Annotated in this window: 19 protein-coding genes; 6 read left to right on the top strand and 13 right to left on the bottom strand. The window is 35.9% G+C overall.

Features of this window, described 5'->3' with window-relative positions:
- The first annotated feature begins 19 nt into the window (after positions 1–19).
- Entirely contained in the window at positions 20–400 is a 381-nt protein-coding gene (locus ACIGAM_RS09145) for a RidA family protein (protein ID WP_396511153.1), read from the top strand.
- 83 nt (positions 401–483) lie between these two features.
- Here ACIGAM_RS09145 and ACIGAM_RS09140 read toward each other — a convergent pair whose 3' ends face one another.
- The 4 genes from ACIGAM_RS09140 to ACIGAM_RS09125 all read right to left on the bottom strand — a co-directional run bounded on the left by ACIGAM_RS09140 (position 484) and on the right by ACIGAM_RS09125 (position 8011).
- Positions 484–1344, bottom strand: coding sequence for an N-acetylglucosamine kinase (locus ACIGAM_RS09140; protein ID WP_396511152.1), 861 nt, complete (start codon positions 1342–1344; stop codon positions 484–486).
- A gap of 74 nt (positions 1345–1418) precedes the next feature.
- Positions 1419–2420, bottom strand: a complete 1002-nt coding sequence (gene gap / locus ACIGAM_RS09135; protein ID WP_396511151.1) for a type I glyceraldehyde-3-phosphate dehydrogenase — start codon at positions 2418–2420, stop codon at positions 1419–1421.
- 28 nt (positions 2421–2448) lie between these two features.
- Positions 2449–3435 carry a 6-phosphofructokinase gene (pfkA, locus tag ACIGAM_RS09130; protein ID WP_028374637.1) on the bottom strand — a complete coding sequence of 329 codons (987 nt, stop codon included), beginning with the start codon at positions 3433–3435 and terminating at the stop codon, positions 2449–2451.
- A gap of 229 nt (positions 3436–3664) precedes the next feature.
- Complete coding sequence (locus tag ACIGAM_RS09125) at positions 3665–8011, bottom strand: translocation/assembly module TamB domain-containing protein (RefSeq protein ID WP_396511150.1); 4347 nt, start codon at positions 8009–8011, stop codon at positions 3665–3667.
- A gap of 224 nt (positions 8012–8235) precedes the next feature.
- Between ACIGAM_RS09125 and tsaD the strand changes: the two genes are divergently transcribed.
- On the top strand, positions 8236–9273 hold the full coding sequence (gene tsaD / locus ACIGAM_RS09120) for a tRNA (adenosine(37)-N6)-threonylcarbamoyltransferase complex transferase subunit TsaD (RefSeq protein WP_396511349.1): 1038 nt from the start codon (positions 8236–8238) through the stop codon (positions 9271–9273).
- 2 nt (positions 9274–9275) lie between these two features.
- Positions 9276–9992 carry a 16S rRNA (uracil(1498)-N(3))-methyltransferase gene (locus tag ACIGAM_RS09115; protein WP_396511149.1) on the top strand — a complete coding sequence of 239 codons (717 nt, stop codon included), beginning with the start codon at positions 9276–9278 and terminating at the stop codon, positions 9990–9992.
- 2 nt (positions 9993–9994) lie between these two features.
- Here ACIGAM_RS09115 and holA read toward each other — a convergent pair whose 3' ends face one another.
- Positions 9995–11023 carry a DNA polymerase III subunit delta gene (gene holA / locus ACIGAM_RS09110; protein ID WP_396511148.1) on the bottom strand — a complete coding sequence of 343 codons (1029 nt, stop codon included), beginning with the start codon at positions 11021–11023 and terminating at the stop codon, positions 9995–9997.
- A 74-nt stretch (positions 11024–11097) separates the two neighbouring features.
- On the opposite strand from holA, the gene ACIGAM_RS09105 reads away from it, so the two are divergent.
- The 3 genes from ACIGAM_RS09105 (at position 11098) to ACIGAM_RS09095 (ending at position 13475) form a co-directional block, all read left to right on the top strand.
- On the top strand, positions 11098–11544 hold the full coding sequence (locus ACIGAM_RS09105; protein ID WP_396511348.1) for a type I restriction enzyme HsdR N-terminal domain-containing protein: 447 nt from the start codon (positions 11098–11100) through the stop codon (positions 11542–11544).
- 9 nt (positions 11545–11553) lie between these two features.
- Positions 11554–12552: a glycosyltransferase family 2 protein gene (locus tag ACIGAM_RS09100; RefSeq protein ID WP_396511147.1), complete on the top strand. Its 999-nt coding sequence runs from the start codon at positions 11554–11556 to the stop codon at positions 12550–12552.
- A gap of 89 nt (positions 12553–12641) precedes the next feature.
- Complete coding sequence (locus ACIGAM_RS09095) at positions 12642–13475, top strand: OmpA family protein (protein WP_396511146.1); 834 nt, start codon at positions 12642–12644, stop codon at positions 13473–13475.
- A gap of 70 nt (positions 13476–13545) precedes the next feature.
- On the opposite strand, the gene ACIGAM_RS09090 is transcribed toward ACIGAM_RS09095, so the two are convergent.
- The 8 genes from ACIGAM_RS09090 to ACIGAM_RS09055 all read right to left on the bottom strand — a co-directional run bounded on the left by ACIGAM_RS09090 (position 13546) and on the right by ACIGAM_RS09055 (position 20709).
- On the bottom strand, positions 13546–14382 hold the full coding sequence (locus tag ACIGAM_RS09090) for an alpha/beta fold hydrolase (RefSeq protein WP_396511145.1): 837 nt from the start codon (positions 14380–14382) through the stop codon (positions 13546–13548).
- Between the two features lie 97 nt (positions 14383–14479).
- A complete protein-coding gene (locus ACIGAM_RS09085) occupies positions 14480–15097 on the bottom strand; it encodes an L-threonylcarbamoyladenylate synthase (RefSeq protein WP_396511144.1) in 618 nt (205 codons plus the stop codon).
- Between the two features lie 5 nt (positions 15098–15102).
- Positions 15103–15312 carry a DUF2945 domain-containing protein gene (locus ACIGAM_RS09080; RefSeq protein WP_396511143.1) on the bottom strand — a complete coding sequence of 70 codons (210 nt, stop codon included), beginning with the start codon at positions 15310–15312 and terminating at the stop codon, positions 15103–15105.
- A gap of 97 nt (positions 15313–15409) precedes the next feature.
- Positions 15410–15946 carry a DUF922 domain-containing protein gene (locus ACIGAM_RS09075; RefSeq protein ID WP_396511142.1) on the bottom strand — a complete coding sequence of 179 codons (537 nt, stop codon included), beginning with the start codon at positions 15944–15946 and terminating at the stop codon, positions 15410–15412.
- Positions 15946–17172 (bottom strand): asparagine synthetase B, encoded by a 1227-nt coding sequence (locus ACIGAM_RS09070; protein ID WP_396511347.1) that lies wholly within the window; start codon positions 17170–17172, stop codon positions 15946–15948. The genes ACIGAM_RS09075 and ACIGAM_RS09070 overlap by 1 nt, the downstream gene beginning before the upstream one ends.
- 127 nt (positions 17173–17299) lie before the next feature.
- A complete protein-coding gene (locus tag ACIGAM_RS09065; RefSeq protein WP_396511141.1) occupies positions 17300–17905 on the bottom strand; it encodes a hypothetical protein in 606 nt (201 codons plus the stop codon).
- 114 nt (positions 17906–18019) lie between these two features.
- The gene (gene dnaB, locus ACIGAM_RS09060) at positions 18020–19588 is read right to left on the bottom strand and encodes a replicative DNA helicase (RefSeq protein ID WP_396511140.1); all 1569 of its coding nucleotides are present in this window, start codon (positions 19586–19588) and stop codon (positions 18020–18022) included.
- 167 nt (positions 19589–19755) lie between these two features.
- Positions 19756–20709 carry an acetyl-CoA carboxylase carboxyltransferase subunit alpha gene (locus ACIGAM_RS09055; protein ID WP_396511139.1) on the bottom strand — a complete coding sequence of 318 codons (954 nt, stop codon included), beginning with the start codon at positions 20707–20709 and terminating at the stop codon, positions 19756–19758.
- Positions 20710–20741 lie beyond the last annotated feature (32 nt).

Raw genomic sequence — 20741 nt, 5'->3', positions numbered from 1 at the left:
ATATTTAAAATACAGACTTATGAAAAAAATAATTAGCACCTCTAACGCACCTGCTCCTATAGGCCCTTATAACCAAGCTGTATTTGCCGGAGACACTTTATATATAAGCGGTCAAATACCTTTAGACCCTAAAACAGGTGAGCTTATAAGTGGTGATATTACTGAAGAAACTAAAATGGTTATGCAAAATTTAGAAGCTATTTTAATAGAGGCAGGACTTACATTTGAGCACGTAGTTAAAAGTTCTATTTTCTTAAGCGATATGAATAGTTTTGCTGCTGTGAATGCAGTTTACGCCACAGCCTTTAATGAGCAGACAGCACCTGCACGTGAGACTGTAGAAGTAGCAAATCTTCCTAAATTTGTAAATGTTGAAATTTCTATGATTGCTGTTAAGTAATCTGAAACACTCATAAAAAAAGCTGCTAATGAGAATAACTTCCCGTTAGCAGCTTCTTTATTTATAATAAGTAGGCGACCTAATTAAACCATAATATAATTCTTATGGTATGCGACAAGACCCTCTATAGGTCTTTTTAAAACCTTACCTATCTTCAAGTCGTATTCTTTTAACAAATCTCTTAATTCATCCTGAAGGTAAAAAGAAATAGATCCTACAAAATGAACTGGTATTTCTTTAGCATTCTTAAATTGAAGAATCTGATGCTCAATAAATAATTTGAAGCCTTTACGTATTAGCTTTTTACAATACTCGTGGTCCTTATTTGTGATTAAAAAACGAGCAAATTGCGCCAAATACGTATTCGGATTAGGCATTTTATATAAATGATTTTTGATGCTCTCTGCAGTAAGATCAAATTGCTTAGCAAACTCGTAAGCTAATTCTTTTGGAATTTTATTGAAATGAAAGTCACGTAATAGTTGACGTCCAAAATAGTTACCACTACCATCATCCATTAAAATATATCCCAAAGAAGTTACTTTTTGTTCTATATTCTCTCCATCATATAAACTACAGTTAGAGCCCGTACCTATAATACAAACAATTCCCGGTTCATTCTTTTTAGTAGTAGCATAAAGAGCAGCATAGGTATCTTCTTTAATATCTATAAGTTGCGCCTTGTCAAAAAATTCATCAAAAACACTTTTAATCAATTCTTTAGGTTTAGTAGTACCACAACCTGCACCATAAAAGTAAACATGGGTCACCTCGTGACGATGCTTATACAATTCATAGTTATTGATTATTCTTTCGGTTAAGATTTCAGCAGACAATACCTGTGGATTTAAACCAAAAGTCTGTGTTTGAAAAATCTCAGCCCCCTCAGCATTCAATGCGATCCAATCTGTCTTTGTTGATCCGCTATCTACTAATAATATCATATGTTTTGATGTAAGAGTTAAAAAAAGCCCTTTAGTTCAAAATTTGAATTAAAGGGCTTAAAATTATAAATCAATTATAGTGTATTAACGTATTCTGCTAAGTCAACTAATTTGTTTGAATAACCAAACTCATTATCATACCAAGATACGATCTTAAAGAATTTAGAATTTAATTCAATACCTGCACCAGCATCAAAAATACTTGTACGAGGATCACCTATAAAATCTTGAGAAACAACATTCTCATCTGTGTAACCAAGAACACCTTTCATGTCTCCTTCTGAAGCAGCTTTAAAAGTCTTCTTAATATCTTCGTAGCTTGTTTCTTTAGATAAACGTACCGTTAAATCTACTACTGAAACGTCTGCAGTAGGTACACGGAAAGCCATACCCGTTAATTTTCCTTTCAACTCAGGAATAACTTTTGTTACAGCAACAGCTGCACCGGTACTAGCAGGTATAATGTTTAACATAGCAGAACGACCACCTCTCCAGTCTTTCTTAGAAGGACCATCTACTGTCATTTGAGTTGCAGTAGTTGCGTGTACCGTTGTCATTAAAGCTTCATCAATACCGTAAGCATCATTTAATACTTTAGCTAATGGAGCTAAACAGTTTGTTGTACAAGATGCGTTAGAAACGATTTTGTCGCTAGCCTTTACATCTTTATGATTAACACCCATTACAAACATAGGTACATCTTTAGAAGGTGCAGAAATAACAACTTTCTTAGCACCTGCCTGAATGTGGTAATCTGCAGTCTCTAGTGTAGTAAAAATACCAGTACACTCAGCAACAACATCTACTCCTGCTTCATCCCACTTCAAATTTTTGGGGTCACGCTCAGCAGTAATACGTACAGTTTTACCATCTACAACAAGGTGACCATCTTTTACTTCTACGGTACCGTCAAAGTTACCGTGTACAGAATCATATTTTAAAAGGTATGCAAGATGTTCAACATCTAAAAGGTCATTAATAGCTACAACATCTACGTTATCACGTTTAACTGTTGCTCTAAATACGATACGACCTATGCGGCCAAAACCATTGATACCTATTTTTAAATTTCCCATTTTAAATTACTTTTAATTAGAATTAATATTATGTGGTCATTATTTCAGACACACGCACAAGCTCTTTGTTAATTTCAGTTTTTCCTTTAATCGCTTTTTCTATAGGATACAAAATCATTTTCTCGTGTTGTATTCCTACCATATAATTGCTTTCTCCTGCAAGTAACGATTCTACAGCCTTTACACCCATTCTACTTGCCAGAACTCGATCATAACAACTTGGTGAACCACCTCGCTGCATATGTCCTAAAACCGCAACTCTTACGTCATAGCCTTCTAAGTGCTCATCTACGTAATCTTTAAGCTCAAAAACATTCTTACCTGTTTTATCACCTTCAGCGACGACCACGATACTAGACATTTTACCACTGGCCTTACTGCGCAGTAATGATTCTAATAAACGTTCAAGACCTAGATTTTCTTCAGGAATTAGTATTTCTTCAGCTCCCGCTCCTACTCCTGCATTTAGTGCGATGTGACCTACGTCACGTCCCATTACTTCAACAAAGAAAAGTCTGTTATGAGAACTGGCTGTATCACGTATTTTATCTATCGCTTCTACAGCTGTATTTAAAGCAGTATCATATCCTAACGTACGATCTGTACCGCTAATATCATTATCTATAGTACCAGGAATTCCTATAACAGGAAAGTCAAATTCAGTATTAAAAAGAAGACCACCCGTAAATGTCCCATCACCTCCTATAACAACCAGCGCATCTATATTATTCTCAAGTAGATTGTCGTGAGCTATTTTACGACCTTCAGGAGTTCTAAAGCGATCTGAACGGGCAGATTTGAGCATTGTACCACCCCGGTTAATTATATCACGTACACTACGTGCATCCATAGGTGCAAACTCACCATCTATTAAACCTTCATAACCTCTATATATGCCAATACAATCAACTTTATGATACGCACACGTACGCACCACAGATCTAACTGCAGCATTCATTCCCGGAGAATCCCCACCGGAAGTAAGAACTCCGATTTTTGTAATTTTTTTTGCCATTTACTATTGAATGAACAGTAAAAATAGGAATCTCTAAGCACTTTCCTAAGTCATTAGCAATGAATTTAAGGGTATCCTCAATTTCAATCGTTATCGTTAACAACTTATTTTTTTTGACACGTCAAATTAGGAACTTTACAATCTAAAAGGGTAGTTTTTAAAGGATCAGAAAATAAGAACGGCTCAAAATAGCAGATTCTTATTAAAATATGTAGTTCTCGGGTAATCCCTATTCTATGGGATAATCAGAATCTGACTGTATAATTTTAATTTCTTCTTCGACTTCGCGAGCTTCTCCTTTGAATATTTTTTGAATCAATTGTTTAAATGTATCAAAATCTACAGAATAGGATACACCTGCTCCCTGAGTATAACCATCGTTATCACTAGCTACAAATTGTATATCGGTCTGGCGGTTAAAAATAGTTGCGCGAAGAGACCCGTCTTCATTAAGTAAAAAGTTAACCTCAACATTACCTACAACGGCACGCTCGCTTACACCGCCTACGGGTACACCTACCTTACCATTTATTATAACACGATTAGAGATTTGCGTAGAAAGTGTGAATCCAAAACGACCTGATGTTTGTAAGTCTGGCCGATTGTCTGCCTGCACATAATCAAGCCCCACACTAAATTTACCATCTTCATCAGACAATAAATCATTAAATATGCCCGATGCTGTTTCTATTAAATTACCATAGGCGGCAGATTGTGCATCAATACCATTTTGACTAAAGAATGATCCCTGAGTCACTAGTGAAAAGGCTTGCAATTCTCGGGTTGCTCTGTTATCTAATCTGTAATTAAGTTCTGATGTCACAATAGAACTGGTATTCGGAAACTCAAAATCAAAGGTGATTTCGGGTTGCAGTAATTCACCATCGAGGTTAATAATTACATTTACCGGTATTTTTCGATTAACTGAAGGGTTTTCTAAAAGTATAGACGGGTTTGCCTGTGTTCTGTAAACAGCACTTATATCAAGCAAGGCTTCAGTAGGTTCCCCATCCCAACTAATCTTACCTTCCGGAATAATGTCAAATTGCTTTTGTACTACACCACTGTATCTAAAGTTATAGGAACCTTCGTAGGGTGTAAAGTCACCAAACATATTAAATTTTCCATTAGTATTAATCTGTATTAATAAATAACCCGCACCACGGCCTTTAAGCGTACTTCCGTTTGTCTCGTCTACGACAATTTCTACTTCGGCATCACGGGTAACTTCTAAATCAAAATTAAGTTCAAGACCTTTAAATTCTTTAATGACAATCTCTTCCCCGTCTAAACGCGCCTGTTTTTCTTCAGGACTTAAAAAATAAATATTACTGCTGTCTCCAAAAGATTCTGTGTCACTTAACGGTATTTTAAAAATAGTTCCCTTTTCTGTAGTTGCGGCTACATCAATAACAAGCTCGTCTGTAGGTCCTTTTAAATTCGCATCACCACTTATAAATGCTGTACCATAATACAAAGCAAAATCATCTTGTTTTGTATCTAACACTAATAAACGGTCTGTATTTACGTCGAGATCAAGATCCCAGTTTCTAAAAAATTGATGACTTATAGTACCGGTTAAAGTTCCCGTAGTCTTGTATTTAACATCAGATAAGGAGACCGAGTTAAATTTAAATTCTTGATCACTTAAGGTTACTCGCGCAGTGCCTTTAAAGTCATAATTAGTATTTAAATAAGGTATAGATAAGCCGGCATCTCTAAGAAGTAATTCCCCATCAATATCTGGATTACGGTAATCGCCTGTTATTTGTGCCCTGCCGCTCGCGAAACCACGTATTGCAGAAATTACATCACCTCCTAACGGACTAAATGCTTGCAGATTTAATTTCCGAAGCTGTACATCTAAGTCTATAGCAGGATTTGCAGCTCCTAAATCTATGGTTCCTAAAGCAGATAGCGTCTCTACATTTTCATTACGCAAACGCGTGTCTATTTTATAACTCGTTAAACTCTCATTACCTTTTACCGAAAGATCGAGATCTCCCATTAAAATGTCGTTTATAGTGAAGTCGTTTATATTCACATTACTATTAGGCAGATACACTCCTTCTTTCTGTAAAATATCAAGATTGCCATTTACGAGACCGCGAAGGCTAAGACTATCTATATAAGGTGTAATATGGGATAGACGCACCTGTTCAAAATTTGTCTTAATATCTTTAAATGTACTGTCTCTCAAAATACCTTCAACAGAAATGCGCTCTTCTTCATGAGAAAGAATAAGTTCTCTAACATCTATATTTTGAAAATTGTTACTAAAGACTATTTTGTTATCCTTATTATCTACTTCGTTTAAAAACCACAGGTTATTTTTAAATTTAAGACTACTCTTTTTAAATCCTAATACCGAATTGTTGTCAGGATTAATGGTATGATAAAAACTTAAATCATAAACATCTTGCTTCTGCGGACCGCCCTTAAACTCAGAACGCATAAATAGCGTATCTTTTAGTGTAACGTTAATGAGATTAAAGTCACTTACTCCATAAATACCACTACCTATACTGTCTGCTTCTATAAAGGTGTTGAATAACGGATTCTTATTATCTACCCGTACATTTATAGATTCTGCGAGAATACCAAATGCCTTTATACGCGGTGACCTAAAGGTAAGTTTGAAGTCTGAATCGTCAGAAATCACACTTCCTCTTACAAAGGTATTAGGCTCAAGTTCTATATCTGGCACAAGAACCTCAACAATCTTGCTGTAGATCTGAATATTAAAATCCATAAATTGATCTGTAGTAATGGTCTGCGGCTCATAGTTTGTGTAAAGGCTTCCTATTGCATTTCTAAAAAGAGCTTGTACATCACCTATCCTGAAGTTACCTGAAACCTCTCCAGATATAATATCTGGAGAATTTATAGTAATCGTACGTAAGCTATCTCTAAATGTAGATGTGATTTCAAAATCTTCAAACTCATAGAGGTCGTTACTATTCTGAAAACTAGATTTACTAAATACAATACTTCCCGCAGCATCATCAACATTTGTACCTTGCATATCTATAACCACTTGCCCCTTTAGAACAGCTGTGCTATCCCTTAAAAAATTAAGATTCGCAAGGTCTAAATGGTCAATTTCCGCGGTAAAATCGTACGTATTTACAGCTTCAGTAACATCAATGAGACCATTAAATGTTAGATCTGCATTAGGATCTCTTATACTTAGGCGGCCATCAAAAACCGGATAACTTAAATCACCTGATACTGTTATAGCCTGATAGGTATATTTATTATAATTTAATCTATTAATTACACCCTCTACGTGTGTGTCTAGTGTCGCAGCCTCAATGCCTTCTCCGTTTATAAGTAAATTAAATGTCACAGCTCCTAACTTAGGTACCTGCAAAAGCCTACCCAAGTTAAAGTTTTCGGCACGTACCATACCTACATAGGTCGCCAGGTCTATATTACTGGTATTTGTTAAATCGATATCGGTTTCGACAAGTCCCAGATCTGTTTGAATTGTTGTTTTAGAGTATACCGTATTTTCGGTAACATTTAAAACTCCCTGAAGATCAACGACTCCTAAACGCACCAATTCCTCGGGTAAATTTGCTCCCAATACGTTAGGCAGCAACGCGGTTAAATCTAAATATGAAGTTCGTAATTGATTGTAATTACCATCTATCGCAAACGTATTGTTATCGCCTAACAAATTTCTAAAGCGTACATCTCCTTGAATGCGACTCGTGCTCAGACCGCTTAAATCAAAGTCTGAAAGTCTGAAATCATTGAGTGTACCATTCATTTTTCCGTTAAGCGATAAGGTTTTATCAGCGCCAAATTCCGAATAAAAAACTTGTAAATCAGTTGTCGAGATTTGAGTATCCTCAAAATCAATATTAAATATCACCCGATTATTAAAATCCTGAAAAGCGTCATCTTTAGTATCCATAATCACATCTCCCTTCAATACCGAATGCTCTGTACTTAGTGTAAGATCTTTTAAAATAATGGTATCTGGATTGTATTTAAAATCTGCCTGCAGCCCACGTAAATGGTAATCTCTTGCAGCATCAAGCTGTAAATCTTTTATTAGAGCGGTAACTGTAACATCATCAAGTTTAAAATCTTCTGCCAGTAATTGCAGATTTGTATAATCTACTACTGTGGGAGTATCTAAATCATCATCAATAAACTTAAAGTGCATATTTATAAACTCTACGTCAGAAGACGAGAGTCTAAAAGGTGCAGAAGGTGGCGCGCCGGTATTAAATTTTTGAGAAAAAACATACAGGTTATCATTCTCTTCTCCTCTGTACTTACGCACATACAACTTAGAATTCTCAAGAGTTATACCTCCTAGATTCATCTGGCTATTCAGCAAAGCTTTTAGACTTAATAAACTTGTTTCTACTGTCTGTGAATAGATTAGGGTATCATTATGATGATCTGCTATATACACTTCTTTAATTGCAGCAAAACCATTATATTTTATATGAATCTTACTTACCGAAATTTGAGTGCCGTATTTTTCATTTAGAGAGGTTGTAACTTTATTGGCTATAAAAGTCTGTACGGCAGGTATCGAAAATATAACGACTAGCAACGCAAAAACGCCTATTACAAAGAATAGGGTACGTGTAACTATTTTTCTAAATTTTCTGATACGTTTTTAAGTTTTAACTTTGCACATTGTGCGATTTACAAAATCTTAAATTATCTCTTTAAGAATAACGGCGCTTATAAACAGAACCTGTTTAAAATTTGCCTTTCAGCAATGATTTTCTTTAGGGTAAAAGTACATTAACAATCGGTATGCTTAACTCCATTATGCCAAAAAATAATACATACATCTTAGCTATTGAATCATCTTGTGATGATACTGCCGCCGCTGTGCTTCTTAACGATCAAACCCTTTCAAATGTTGTCGCGGGCCAGGCTGTACATAAACAATATGGTGGTGTGGTTCCTGAACTTGCATCGAGAGCGCATCAACAAAATATTGTTCCCGTAGTACACGAGGCGCTACGCGTTGCAAATGTAAAAAAAGAAGATCTTGCAGCGATTGCTTTTACCAGTGGCCCCGGTCTAATGGGCTCGCTTCTTGTAGGCACCTCTTTTGCAAAATCATTTGCAATGGGACTTAATATCCCTTTAATAGATGTAAATCATATGCAGGCGCATATTTTAGCTCATTTTATAGATGAGGATGGGTATGACAAGCCTACATTCCCGTTTCTTGCAATGACAATTTCTGGTGGTCACACGCAGATTGTACGTGTAGATGATCATTTTAAAATGACGGTTTTAGGTCAGACTATTGATGATGCCGTAGGTGAAGCTTTTGACAAAAGTGCAAAAATATTGGGTTTACCCTATCCCGGCGGACCCTTAATTGATAAATATGCTAAGCTAGGAAACCCTAAAGCTTATAAGTTTACAAAGCCTAAGGTTGGTGGATTAGATTTTAGTTTTAGCGGGTTTAAAACTGCTGTCCTCTATTTCTTTCAACGGGAGGTTGCTAAAGATCCTGAGTTTGTAGATAAAAATCTCAACGATATATGTGCTTCAATTCAGTACACAATTGTAGAGATTTTAATGGATAAAATTAAAAAAGCGGTAAAAGAAACTGGCATTACGAAAGTTGCAATTGGAGGCGGTGTTTCTGCAAATAGTGGAATTCGGGAAGCGCTTAAAAAAGCGGAAGCTAAATACGGCTGGAAAACGTTTATCCCAAAGTTTGAATACACCACAGATAACGCGGCAATGATAGGTATTGTAGGCTATTTAAAATACAAATCTGAAAATCTTGAAAATACAGGTTTTAAAGAAACCCGTGTAATGGCGCAATCTCGTCTTAAAATATAAGTATGCAGTTATTTTATAATCCAGATATTGCTGCAGAAGCAAAACAAGCAACTTTTCCTAAAGACGAGAGTAAACATATCGTAAAAGTTCTGCGGAAAAAAGCGGGAGACCTACTCGACATCACTAATGGCTCAGGCAATTTTTTTAAAGCCGAAATCACAACCGCAAGTCCTTCTGGATGTATTGTAAAAATCATCGAAGTCACAACTCAAAATCCTCTTTCTTATGGGTTACATATGGCTGTTGCTCCTACTAAACTGAATGATAGATTTGAATGGTTTTTAGAAAAAGCTACCGAGATAGGTATCACTGAAATCACACCCATAATTTGTGATCACAGCGAGCGTAAAGTAATTAAAGAAGATAGATACGAGCGTATTTTACAAAGCGCTATGAAGCAGTCGCTAAAAGCCTATATCCCTAAATTAAATCCAGCTATTTCTTTTTCAGAATTTGTCGCACTTACCACAGAATATAACGGGTCAAAATATATCGCGCATTGCGAAGAAACTTCAAAATTCTCGCTCAAGCAAAAATTACAGAAAGGTGATTCTAATTTAATTTTGATAGGACCCGAAGGCGACTTTTCTACTTCAGAAATTAAGAATGCCATACAAGCAGGTTTTGCTCCGGTAATGCTTGGAGAAAGTAGACTACGTACTGAAACCGCTGCCGTAGTCGCGGTGCATAGCGTTGCTTTTGTTAATGAACAAGCTTAGAATTAGCCCATAATCTTAACCAGTAATTCTTTTAAAATATCACCTTGTGGTAATTGATTTGCACCTACACCTTTACCTTTCATGTCTGCGTCACGCAAAAGATTAATTATATAGCTTACTTTTTTCATGGGGTAATTGCGGCACGCATCTACATATTCTCCAACAAAATACGGACTGACACTGAGTGCTTTTGCAACAGAATTTTTGTCTTTACTCGGCAAGCCGTGATACATCAACAACTTTTGAAAGTACTGAAAAAGCAGCGCTATAGTAACCACCATAGGATTGTCCTTAGGGTTTTGTGAGAAATAATTAATGATGCGGTGCGCTTTTACAATCTCCTTATTACCTATTGCTTTACGCAATTCAAAATTATTATAGTCTTTACTAATACCTATATTTTCTTCTATAGCAAGTGGTGTAATAGCACTTCCCGCAGGCAAAATCAACATCAATTTTTGAAGTTCGTTATTTATTTTTGAAAGATCTGTGCCTAAAAACTCAACAAGCATATGAGCCGCTTTGGGCTCTACCGTATAATTTTTGCTACTCATCACTTTCCTAATCCAGTCACTTACCTGGTTGTCATACAGTTTTTTACTTTCAAATACCAGACCGTTTTTGACTAGGGCTTTGTAAACCTTCTTACGCTTATCTATCTTTTTGTATTTATAGCAAAAAACCAGCACGGTAGTATGCTGCGGATTTTCGGCATAGGCCTCGAGTTTGTTTTTCTTATCCTCGCTCTGTGCATTAATCTCACGGGCCATATCCTGAGCTTCTTTTACAATTACCACTTGATGCTCTGCCATCATAGGGTAACGCTTGGCTTGTGCAACTACATCATCAAGTGATACATCACGACCGTATAAGACCATTTGATTAAACCCGCGCTCTTCTTCGGTTAAAACCTTATCTGCTATAAAATCTGCAAGCTGATCTATATAATAGGACTCCTCCCCCATTAAAAAATAAATAGGCTTTAGATTTCCATTTTTAATATCCTTAACTATACGGGTAACTTCTTCCACAAAAAGATCTATTTAATAAGGCTTAACAGTATAAACTTGGTAAAAAATTATAAAGGTTGATTACCTTTGAAACGATGCAGCAATTGAACTTCCCCAAGTATACTTTTCGGGTCAAAAATAGCGAAAATAAACCGCTTATATTTGACGACATACGCAAAAAATTTGTTCGGCTCACGCCGGAAGAATGGGTGCGTCAACACACCGTAACTCATATGTTACAAGCTTATAATTACCCTATTTCGCTGGTGAATGTTGAGAAAGAGCTTAAGATTAATAAGCTCTCTAAACGGTATGATGTTGTCATTTTTAACCCAGACGGAAGCATCAAGCTTATTATTGAGTGTAAAGCACCTAAGATTAATATCAATCAAGACACTTTTGACCAGATAGCACGATATAATCTAGCACTAAAAGCAGAGTATCTTATGGTTACAAATGGTTTAAATCATTACTATTGCCAGATGGATTATGATGCAGAAAAGTATATTTTTCTTCGGGATCTACCTGTTTACAACCTTTAAATACAAATCGTGAAAGTAGCTATAGTTATACTCAACTGGAATGGCAGACACCTGCTTGAAGAATACCTACCATCGGTAATTGCGCATAGTGCAAATGAGGCTCATATATATGTTGCAGATAATGCATCAACAGATGATTCTGTTGAATTTATAAAGCAATACTTTCCGCAGGTTACCTGTATACTAAACAAAAGCAATGGTGGGTATGCTAAAGGATACAATGATTCTTTAAAAGGTCTTTCTGAAGATTTATTAGTTTTAATGAATAGCGATATTCTTACTACAGAAGACTGGCTAAAACCTATTATTCAAGAATTTAAAAAAGATAATCACCTAGGGGCTGCACAGCCAAAAATACTAGATCTAAAACGCAAAACACATTTTGAATACGCCGGTGCAGCCGGTGGTTTTATTGACTCTTTAGGATATCCCTTTTGTCGCGGTCGTATTTTTGACACTGTAGAAGAAGATCACGGTCAGTATGATGATACATTACCTATATTTTGGGCTAGTGGCGCTTGTTTTGTCGTGAGAAATGAACTCTTTTGGAAAGCAGGAGCTTTAGATGAACTCTTTTTTGCACATCAAGAGGAGATTGATTTATGCTGGCGTATTCAAGCAGAAGGTTTTAAAATTAAAAGTATAGGAGTGAGCGCCGTATATCATTTAGGTGGTGCAACCCTAGAACAAATGAACCCGCAAAAGACATTTTTAAACTTTAGAAACAACCTTATACTTTTGCTCAAAAATGTATCTGGTTTTAAAGTCTGGTATATTTTATTTTTTAGAATGTGTTTAGATGGAGTTGCTGCACTAAAATTTCTTTTTGAAGGAAAATCAACACATTTTTTTGCAATTTTAAGAGCTCATTTTAACTTTTACTCAAAATTATTTTTAGTTATTCAAAAAAGACGTAACACAAAGAAAATCAAGAGTTATGCCTCAATTTATTCGATTGTTTATGCGTATTTCATACGGAAAACTAAACACTATAACGAACTCTTTTAACAAAATCTAAAGTATTGTTAAGTTTGGTCATTTACATTGTATTTTAGGTATATTTGGGTCCTATAAATTAAATAGAAAACAACTAAATTATGAGAAAATTAATGCTTGTATCAGCTTCTGCTTTGATACTACTTTCCTCTTGCGTATCTCAGAAAAAATATGCTGCATTAGAGGCAAAACAACTTGAAACTCAAGATATGCTGAACTCAGCCACTGTCAAATTGAATTCTTGTTTAGCTCAAAGTGAAACGTTACGTGAACAAATAGGTGATTTAAGAAAAACTAATAATAGCTTAATTGACACTCAAGGTAATTTAACTACTTTATCTACTAAAGGAGCAGAAAATTTAGAGAAGTCTTTAGAGCAAATGAAAGAAAAAGATCTACAGATCAAAACTTTCCGTGATGCTTTAAACAAGAAAGATTCTGTTACTTTAGCTTTAGTTACTAGCTTAAAAGGAGCAATAGGAAACTTAAATGATGAAGATATTGAGATCAATGTTGAAAAAGGTGTTGTTTACGTTTCTATCTCAGACAAGTTATTATTTAACAGTGGTCGTTGGGATGTAACTAGCCGTGCTAAACAAGTATTAGGTAAAGTTGCTACTGTTGTAAAAAACCAACCAGAGATTGAATTTATGGTTGAAGGTCATACAGACAGTAAAGCTATTAGCACTGCAGTAATCGAAGATAACTGGGATTTAAGTGTTAAACGTGCAACTTCTGTGGTTCGTATTTTACAAAAAGAATTTGGTGTACCACCAGAGCGTATGGTAGCTGCAGGTAGAAGTTATTATGTTCCTGTTGCAAGCAACGATACAGAAGATGGTCGTGCTCGTAACCGTAGAACTCGTATAGTAGTTCTTCCTAAACTTGATCAATTTTACAAAATGATCGAAGACGGAATGCCAAAAGCAAAATAATTTTCTAGTAATAGAAAACAAAAAACCCGGTCGAATGACCGGGTTTTTTATTGCCTTATAGTTTTAAGAATTACTTGGCTAAAAAGTCTATAAGTATTTTATTCAACTCTTCAGTATGTGTAAAGACTAAGCCGTGAGGTGCATCGTTTATAATCTCTAAAGTACTTCCTTTTACAATTGATGCTGCTTGTTTTGCCGAAGGTTCTATAGGCACAACTTGATCTGCATCACCATGTACGATGAGTGTAGGTATATCAAAACTTTTCAAATCTTCTCTAAAATCTGTTGTCCCAAAAGAATCTATACAATCTACTGTCGCTTTTGGGGAAGCTTGCGATGCAACAGACCAGTTAAAATGAACTTGCGATTTACTTATTCGATCTTTGTTATCACCGTAGTTTACAAAGTTATTGCCAAAGTCTTCAAGGAAACTCAATCGATCCTTACGTACACCCGCTTTGAACTGCTCAAATGTTTCCGCAGGCACTCCTTTAGGATTATCATCTGTTTTGAGCATAAATGCCGCTACTGAAGAAATTAATGCTGCTTTTTTAAGTTTAGAAGTTCCATAATTACCTATATATCTAGAAACTTCACCTCCACCCATAGAGAAACCTACGAGCGTGATGTTTGTAAGATTAAGCACATTTATAAGATCATTAAGATCTTTTGCCAGGGTATCATAATCATAACCGCCCCAAGGCTTATCTGATTTTCCAAAACCTCTGCGGTCATAAGCTATAACACGATGCCCTGCATTAATTAAAGGCTCTACTTGATATTCCCACATTTGATGACTTAAAGGCCACCCATGAATAAGTATTACAGGATCTCCACTGCCATAGTCGTGGTAAAATAGTTTAATAGATTCGTCGTTTTCGGTTGAAGTTGTTTCAAGGTAATTCATAGTATTTTTATTTTACCTTAAATTACAATCTAAGCAACTAGCAATCAAATTGTGATTCGCAATTTATAAGAATTTTAACCAGAACCTATAAAAAAATCTAAATGGTTAATGAGCCTTTACCTTCCCGTATTAAAACAGCTTCACCACTTGTAAGGTCTATTACTGTAGAAGGTACATTATCCCCATAACCGCCATCAATTACTACGTCTACAAGCTTATCCCACTTTTCTAAAATAAGTTCTGGATCTGTAGTATATTCTACAACCTCATCTTCATCATAAATAGATGTCGAGATAATAGGATTGCCCAGCTCTTTTACAATCGCTCGTGCAATATTATTGTCAGGCACTCTTATACCTACAGTTTTCTTCTTTTTGAAGACTGAAGGTAAATTATTATTACCAGGTAATATAAAAGTATAAGGACCCGGTAAAGCACGCTTTAACAGCTTGAATGTAGGTGTATCTATTTGTCTAACATATTCCGAAATATTACTTAAATCTTCACATATAAAAGAAAAATTGGCCTTTTCAAGTTTAATACCACGTAGTTGAGCAACACGGGTTAATGCTTTAGTACTGGTAATATCGCAGCCCAAACCATAAACCGTATCTGTAGGATAAATGATGACACCATCATTTTTTAAAATCTTTACGATGCGCTTAATTTCGCGTTCGCTGGGATTATCATTATATAGTTTTATAAATTTTGCCATACCTTTTATGCTTTCTCAACCTCACTCTCAAGTTTTAGGACTTCTGAGCCATCCTCTTGCTTAATGTAAAGGGCTTTATTACCTTCTTCCCCATCACGGGTAATTTCAGAACCATCTATAGTTCTGGTAATTTTTTTAGTATAAGTTTTTTCAACTTTACCGGTTGCTGTCCCATTTCCCCACTTCCATTTTACTTCACTTCCTTCTCGTATCATAGTTTTTTTTTCTAAAGTTAACAGAGCCGGTTATTTTACAAAGCAATTCTAACAGAAGATTAACGAGTTAAGTCTTAAAAACCTAATTAGGATTTGGTTATTTATAAGAATTTAATTTTTGAAGGTTCAACCTCATGAAAGACTCCCAGTTTTGCTCGATCTCTTTGTTTTGAGAATGGTTAGTTTCCTTATCAAACCGAATTTGCATAGCTCTGCGTTGCGCTTCAATACTTTTGTAAATTTTTTGGATTTCTGCTTTAGAATTATCCGTAAACCGGTATTCAGCAATAGCCTTTCTTAGCAAACGTGCATGCAATTCAGATATATCAAAGTGAGTTTGCTCGTGCGCCAGCGTATTTTCATCTATCAACTTAGGCTTATACCAAGATAAATTAGGATAAAAATTTGCCGAAATTACAGAAGCTTTCTTAACTAGATAACCTTCGCTATTTATGGTGTATTTATGACTTAAACCTGAATTTGCCGTTGCTGCATAAGCGCTTCCTCTTTCTGGAGTGGCTCTAAAATCTGACCATTCTAGTGGATTATTGGCGTCCCAGGCAAAGCGATATTCTTTCTTTTGTACCGAAATAAATAGAGCAGCACAAACTATCAAATAAAATAATCGAAGCATTAGGTCTTTTGTTTTTTCTTTTTTGCAGCAGGAAATAAAACATTATTTAAGATTAGACGATATCCAGGACTCGTAGGGTGTAATTCTAATTCGGTTTTAGGATCTCCCACTCTATGCTGGTAATCTTCAGGATCGTGACCTCCATAAAATGTAAAAAAACCTTTTCCTTTAACGCCGTGTATGTATCTCGCCTCACCATTGGCCTTATTTTCACCTAAAACCAAGACTGTCGCCTTAATTTCTAAAGGATTGAACGCTGTAGTTTGCCCCATAAAACCCTTTACTAATGCCGTGTGGTTTTGACATAACATGGTGGGAACAGGATCCCATTTTGCTGAGAAGCTCTTAAGGCCAAAATAATCTGTATCAGGATTTACACTGCGTACAGGAGTTGTATCTATACTCGAAAATTCATATTTAATGGGAGAGCGCTCTAAGGTAAAATCTGTAAAAGCAAATGTGCGTTCATAATTTATCAAAGTCTGGTAGTTAGCGTCAGAAGCATCACCGTCAAACATGGGCTCACAAATATCAACTCCGGCTGCAGAAAGTGCAATATCAAAACTATCTGTAGCGCTACACATCGCAAACATAAAACCACCACCTATTACATAATCACTTATTTTACTGGCTACGGCAAGCTTTTCTTGAGACACTTTAGTATAACCCAGCTCTGCGGCTAACGCCTCTGCATTTTGCTTTTCAGTGATGTACCAGGGTGTAGCTCTGTATGTACCATAAAACTTTCCATATTGTCCTGTAAAATCCTCATGATGTAAATGCAACCAGTCGTAAAGTACTAACTCATCTCCTAGAACTTCTTTGTCGTAAATTTTAGTATAAGGTATTTCTGCATATTCTAAAACCATGGTGACTGCATCATCCCAGGGCACAGAACCATCTGGAGTATATACTGCAATTTTTGGAGCTTTTTCCAAGACTACGGCTTCCATATTTTGAGACGGACTTTCTATTTCTGCAAGAATACTTTCGGTCTTTGCATCGCTAAGCACTTCATAAGATATTCCTCTAATTTTGCATTCTCTTCTTAAACTTTCAGAATCCTGCAGTAGAAATGAACCTCCTCTATAATTAAGAAGCCATTTAACATTTTGTTGTTGAGCTAGTGACCAGTATGTAATGCCATATGCTTTTAGATGCTCTTTTTGACTTTCGGCATCCATGGGGATAAGCACATATGAAGCAAATGACTCAACAGATAGCATAATCGCTATGAGAAGCAAGAAAAAAGATTTGAAGCTATTTTGTTTCAATCTAAGGAATAATTTGAAATTACATATGTTCATAAGCATTGCTGAAAATACAACGTATCAAAGAATATGCCTAGTATAATTAATTTGATTTTGGTCGTAAAATTCCGACCATATGATTAATTGCTAAACCAAAATACAACTTTTCCTTATTGTAGATAAATTGAGGAGAAATACTAAGCCCATAAAAGCGCGTAGTAAATTCAATTCTTGGTGTTAGCAATAAACCAACTGAAGTGGAAGACACATAATCATAGGTATAATTTTCAACGAGAAAAGAGTTATCTACTGGTTCAAAGTTATAAGCATCTTTAATTTGAACAAATCCTACACCTCCCATAAAATTTAAACGAATGCTACCTGATTTATTTAAAACAATGATTCGTCCCGCTTGTAAATCATAAAGGGTGGTTTCTTCTAATGGCTTGATCAGATTTAATAAAAAAACTCCTACTAATCCTGAAGAATAATCATCTGGCTTATTCTTAGATGCTCTTAACAATTGAGACCACCCTACAGCAAAAGAATATTTTTGGTTATAAGTATAGTTAAAACTAACCGAAGCCCCCAAGTGAGTGCCTAAGGAGGCACCAGCTTCAAAATAAAATGCATTTTTTTCAATGAATTGTGCTTGTAAACAACCCACTATAAAGCTAAATAGTAGCGCAGTTAAAAACCATTTCTTCATAACACTACTTTATATTATAGATGATAAACCCAAGAAATAGTTGCGTCAATTATAAGCAAAAAAAAAGGAAGCCCTTTAAGCTTCCTTTTTTACTATAATATAAGTTCATTTCAATTAAAAAGGAACTTCATCTTCCCCATCCCGATCAAAACCACCATCATTCATAGAGCTACCAAAAGCCTGATCTGGCGTAGGCGTTGGAAATGACTCTGGTCTAAAGGTATCATCATTGGCCGCTGCATTTTGGTTCATAGCAGATTCAAATTGATACGGTGTATTAAAATCATCAAGATTATCAAATTTACCTAAATGCCCAATAAACTTAAGACGTATATTTTCTAAACCACCATTACGATGTTTTGCAATGATAAATTCTGCTTGACCATCTGTTGGGCTACGCTCTTCATCATCCCATTCGTCAATTTTATAATATTCAGGACGATAAATAAAGGATACAATATCTGCATCCTGTTCAATTGCTCCAGATTCCCTAAGGTCAGAAAGTAAAGGTCTTTTACTACCTCCACGGGTTTCTACGGCTCTCGAAAGCTGTGAAAGTGCAATTACGGGTACCATAAGTTCTTTTGCCAGCGCTTTAAGGTTACGGGAAATCATCGAGATTTCCTGCTCTCTGTTTCCGTTCTTTTGGCTACCTCCTGCAGTCATTAACTGCAAGTAATCAATAATAATCATTTTAATACCGTGCTGTGAAGCAAGACGACGTGCTTTTGCACGTAAATCGAAAATGGAAAGTGACGGGGTATCATCTATAAACAAAGGTGCTTTCTCAAGACTTTTAACCTTTACGTTAAGTTGCTCCCACTCGTGTTTCTCTAATTTACCAGTACGTAGTTTTTCTGAAGAAAGCCCTGTTTCTGACGAAATTAAACGCGTAATTAACTGTACCGAAGCCATCTCCAGAGAGAAGAATGCTACAGGAATACCTTGCCCTACGGCAATATTACGCGCCATTGATAAGGTTAATGCGGTTTTACCCATACCCGGACGAGCAGCAACAATAATTAAATCACTAGGCTGCCAACCCGAAGTTAATTTATCTAAACGATCAAAACCGGAAGAAACCCCGGAAAGACCTTCTTTGTTAGAAATCTCTTCGATCTTCTTTTTTGCCTGTATTACAAGACTTTGAGCAGTTTCTGAACTTCGCTTAATGTTTCCCTGAGTTACCTCATATAATTTACTCTCCGCTGTATCTAAAAGGTCAAAAACGTCTGTTGTCTCATCATAGGCTTCTTCTATGATTTCGTTAGAAATCTTAATAAGACTTCGCTGTATGTATTTCTGTAAAATAATACGCGCATGATATTCAATATGCGCTGAAGAGGATACTTTTTGGGTTAACTGAATTAAATAATAATCACCACCTGCCTGTTCAAGCTTAGCCATTTTCTTTAATTGCTCAGAAACGGTTAATAAGTCTATAGGCTCACCATTTTCAAACAGGGCACGTATTGCATCATATATGTGGTGATGTGCTTCTTTATAGAAGACTTCAGGAGTTAAAATATCAATTATTTCATCAACACCTTTTTTATCAATCATCATTGCTCCAAGAACAACTTGCTCTAGATCAATGGCTTGCGGCGGTATTTTACCTCGCTCTAGCGAAATAACTTCTTTTGAAGGATTGATATAATTGGGTTTTGTTTTTACTTGTTCCATTAGAGCAAATGTAAAGAATGTGTTAAGGGCAGCTTAATATTCTACACCTCGGTTATTCACCAGAAGTTAACAAATAACCTGTGAATAACTTTAATATTTTGTTGATAAGCATAAAAAAATCCGGAACCTAGGATTCCGGAAATTACGCGCAAGTGATGTTTAAAAGGTTAACCTTTAAATACACCCATATTTGAATATTTGTCCATTCGCTTCTCTACTAATTCTGATGCTGATAAGTTTTTTAAATCCTTAAATGTGCTCAAAATGGTATCTTTTACAGTAGCAAATGTTTCTTCTCTTTGTGTATGTGCACCACCTAGAGGTTCTTTAATAATAGAATCTATAACCTTAAGACGCTTGGCATCGTTAGCTGTTAGTTTTAGTGCTTCTGCTGCAATCTCTTTATACTCCCAACTTCTCCAAAGTATAGACGAACAGTTTTCTGGTGATATTACAGAATACCAAGAGTTTTCTAACATCATAACTTTATCTCCAACGCCAATACCCAGTGCTCCACCACTAGCACCTTCACCTATCACTATGACGATAACAGGTACTTTGAGACGCATCATTTCAAGAATATTTCGTGCGATTGCTTCACCCTGACCGCGCTCTTCTGCCTCAAGACCGGGATAAGCTCCAGGAGTATCAATAAATGATACTACTGGCAAACCAAATTTCTCTGCACTCTTCATTAAACGCAGCGCTTTACGATATCCTTCTGGATTTGCCATACCAAAATTGCGGTACTGCCTGGTCTTGGTATTATAACCTTTTTGTTGACCTATAAGCATAAAACTCTGGTCTCCTATCTTACCCAAACCGCCTATCATTGCCTTATCATCTTTTACATTGCGATCACCGTGCAACTCTAAAAAAGTATCGCCGCATAGCGCTTTGATATAATCTAATGTATAAGGTCTGTTAGGGTGACGTGATAATTGCACACGCTGCCATGCTGTAAGATTTTTGTATATATCTTTCTTAGTCTCTGCAAGTTTCTTTTCGATCTGTTTGCAGGTATTAGTAACATCTACGTCACTTTCTTCACCAATTAAAGAACATTTTTGAAGCTGTTCTTCCAGCTCTTTAATAGGTTGTTCAAAATCTAAATATTCCATTAGGGGAAAATTTTAGTTAGCTCACAAATATA

It is taken from the genome of Leeuwenhoekiella sp. NPDC079379 (genome assembly GCF_044542075.1).
In the GTDB taxonomy this organism is placed as follows: Bacteria; Bacteroidota; Bacteroidia; order Flavobacteriales; family Flavobacteriaceae; genus Leeuwenhoekiella.
This window is presented reverse-complemented; position numbering and strand designations above follow the sequence as displayed.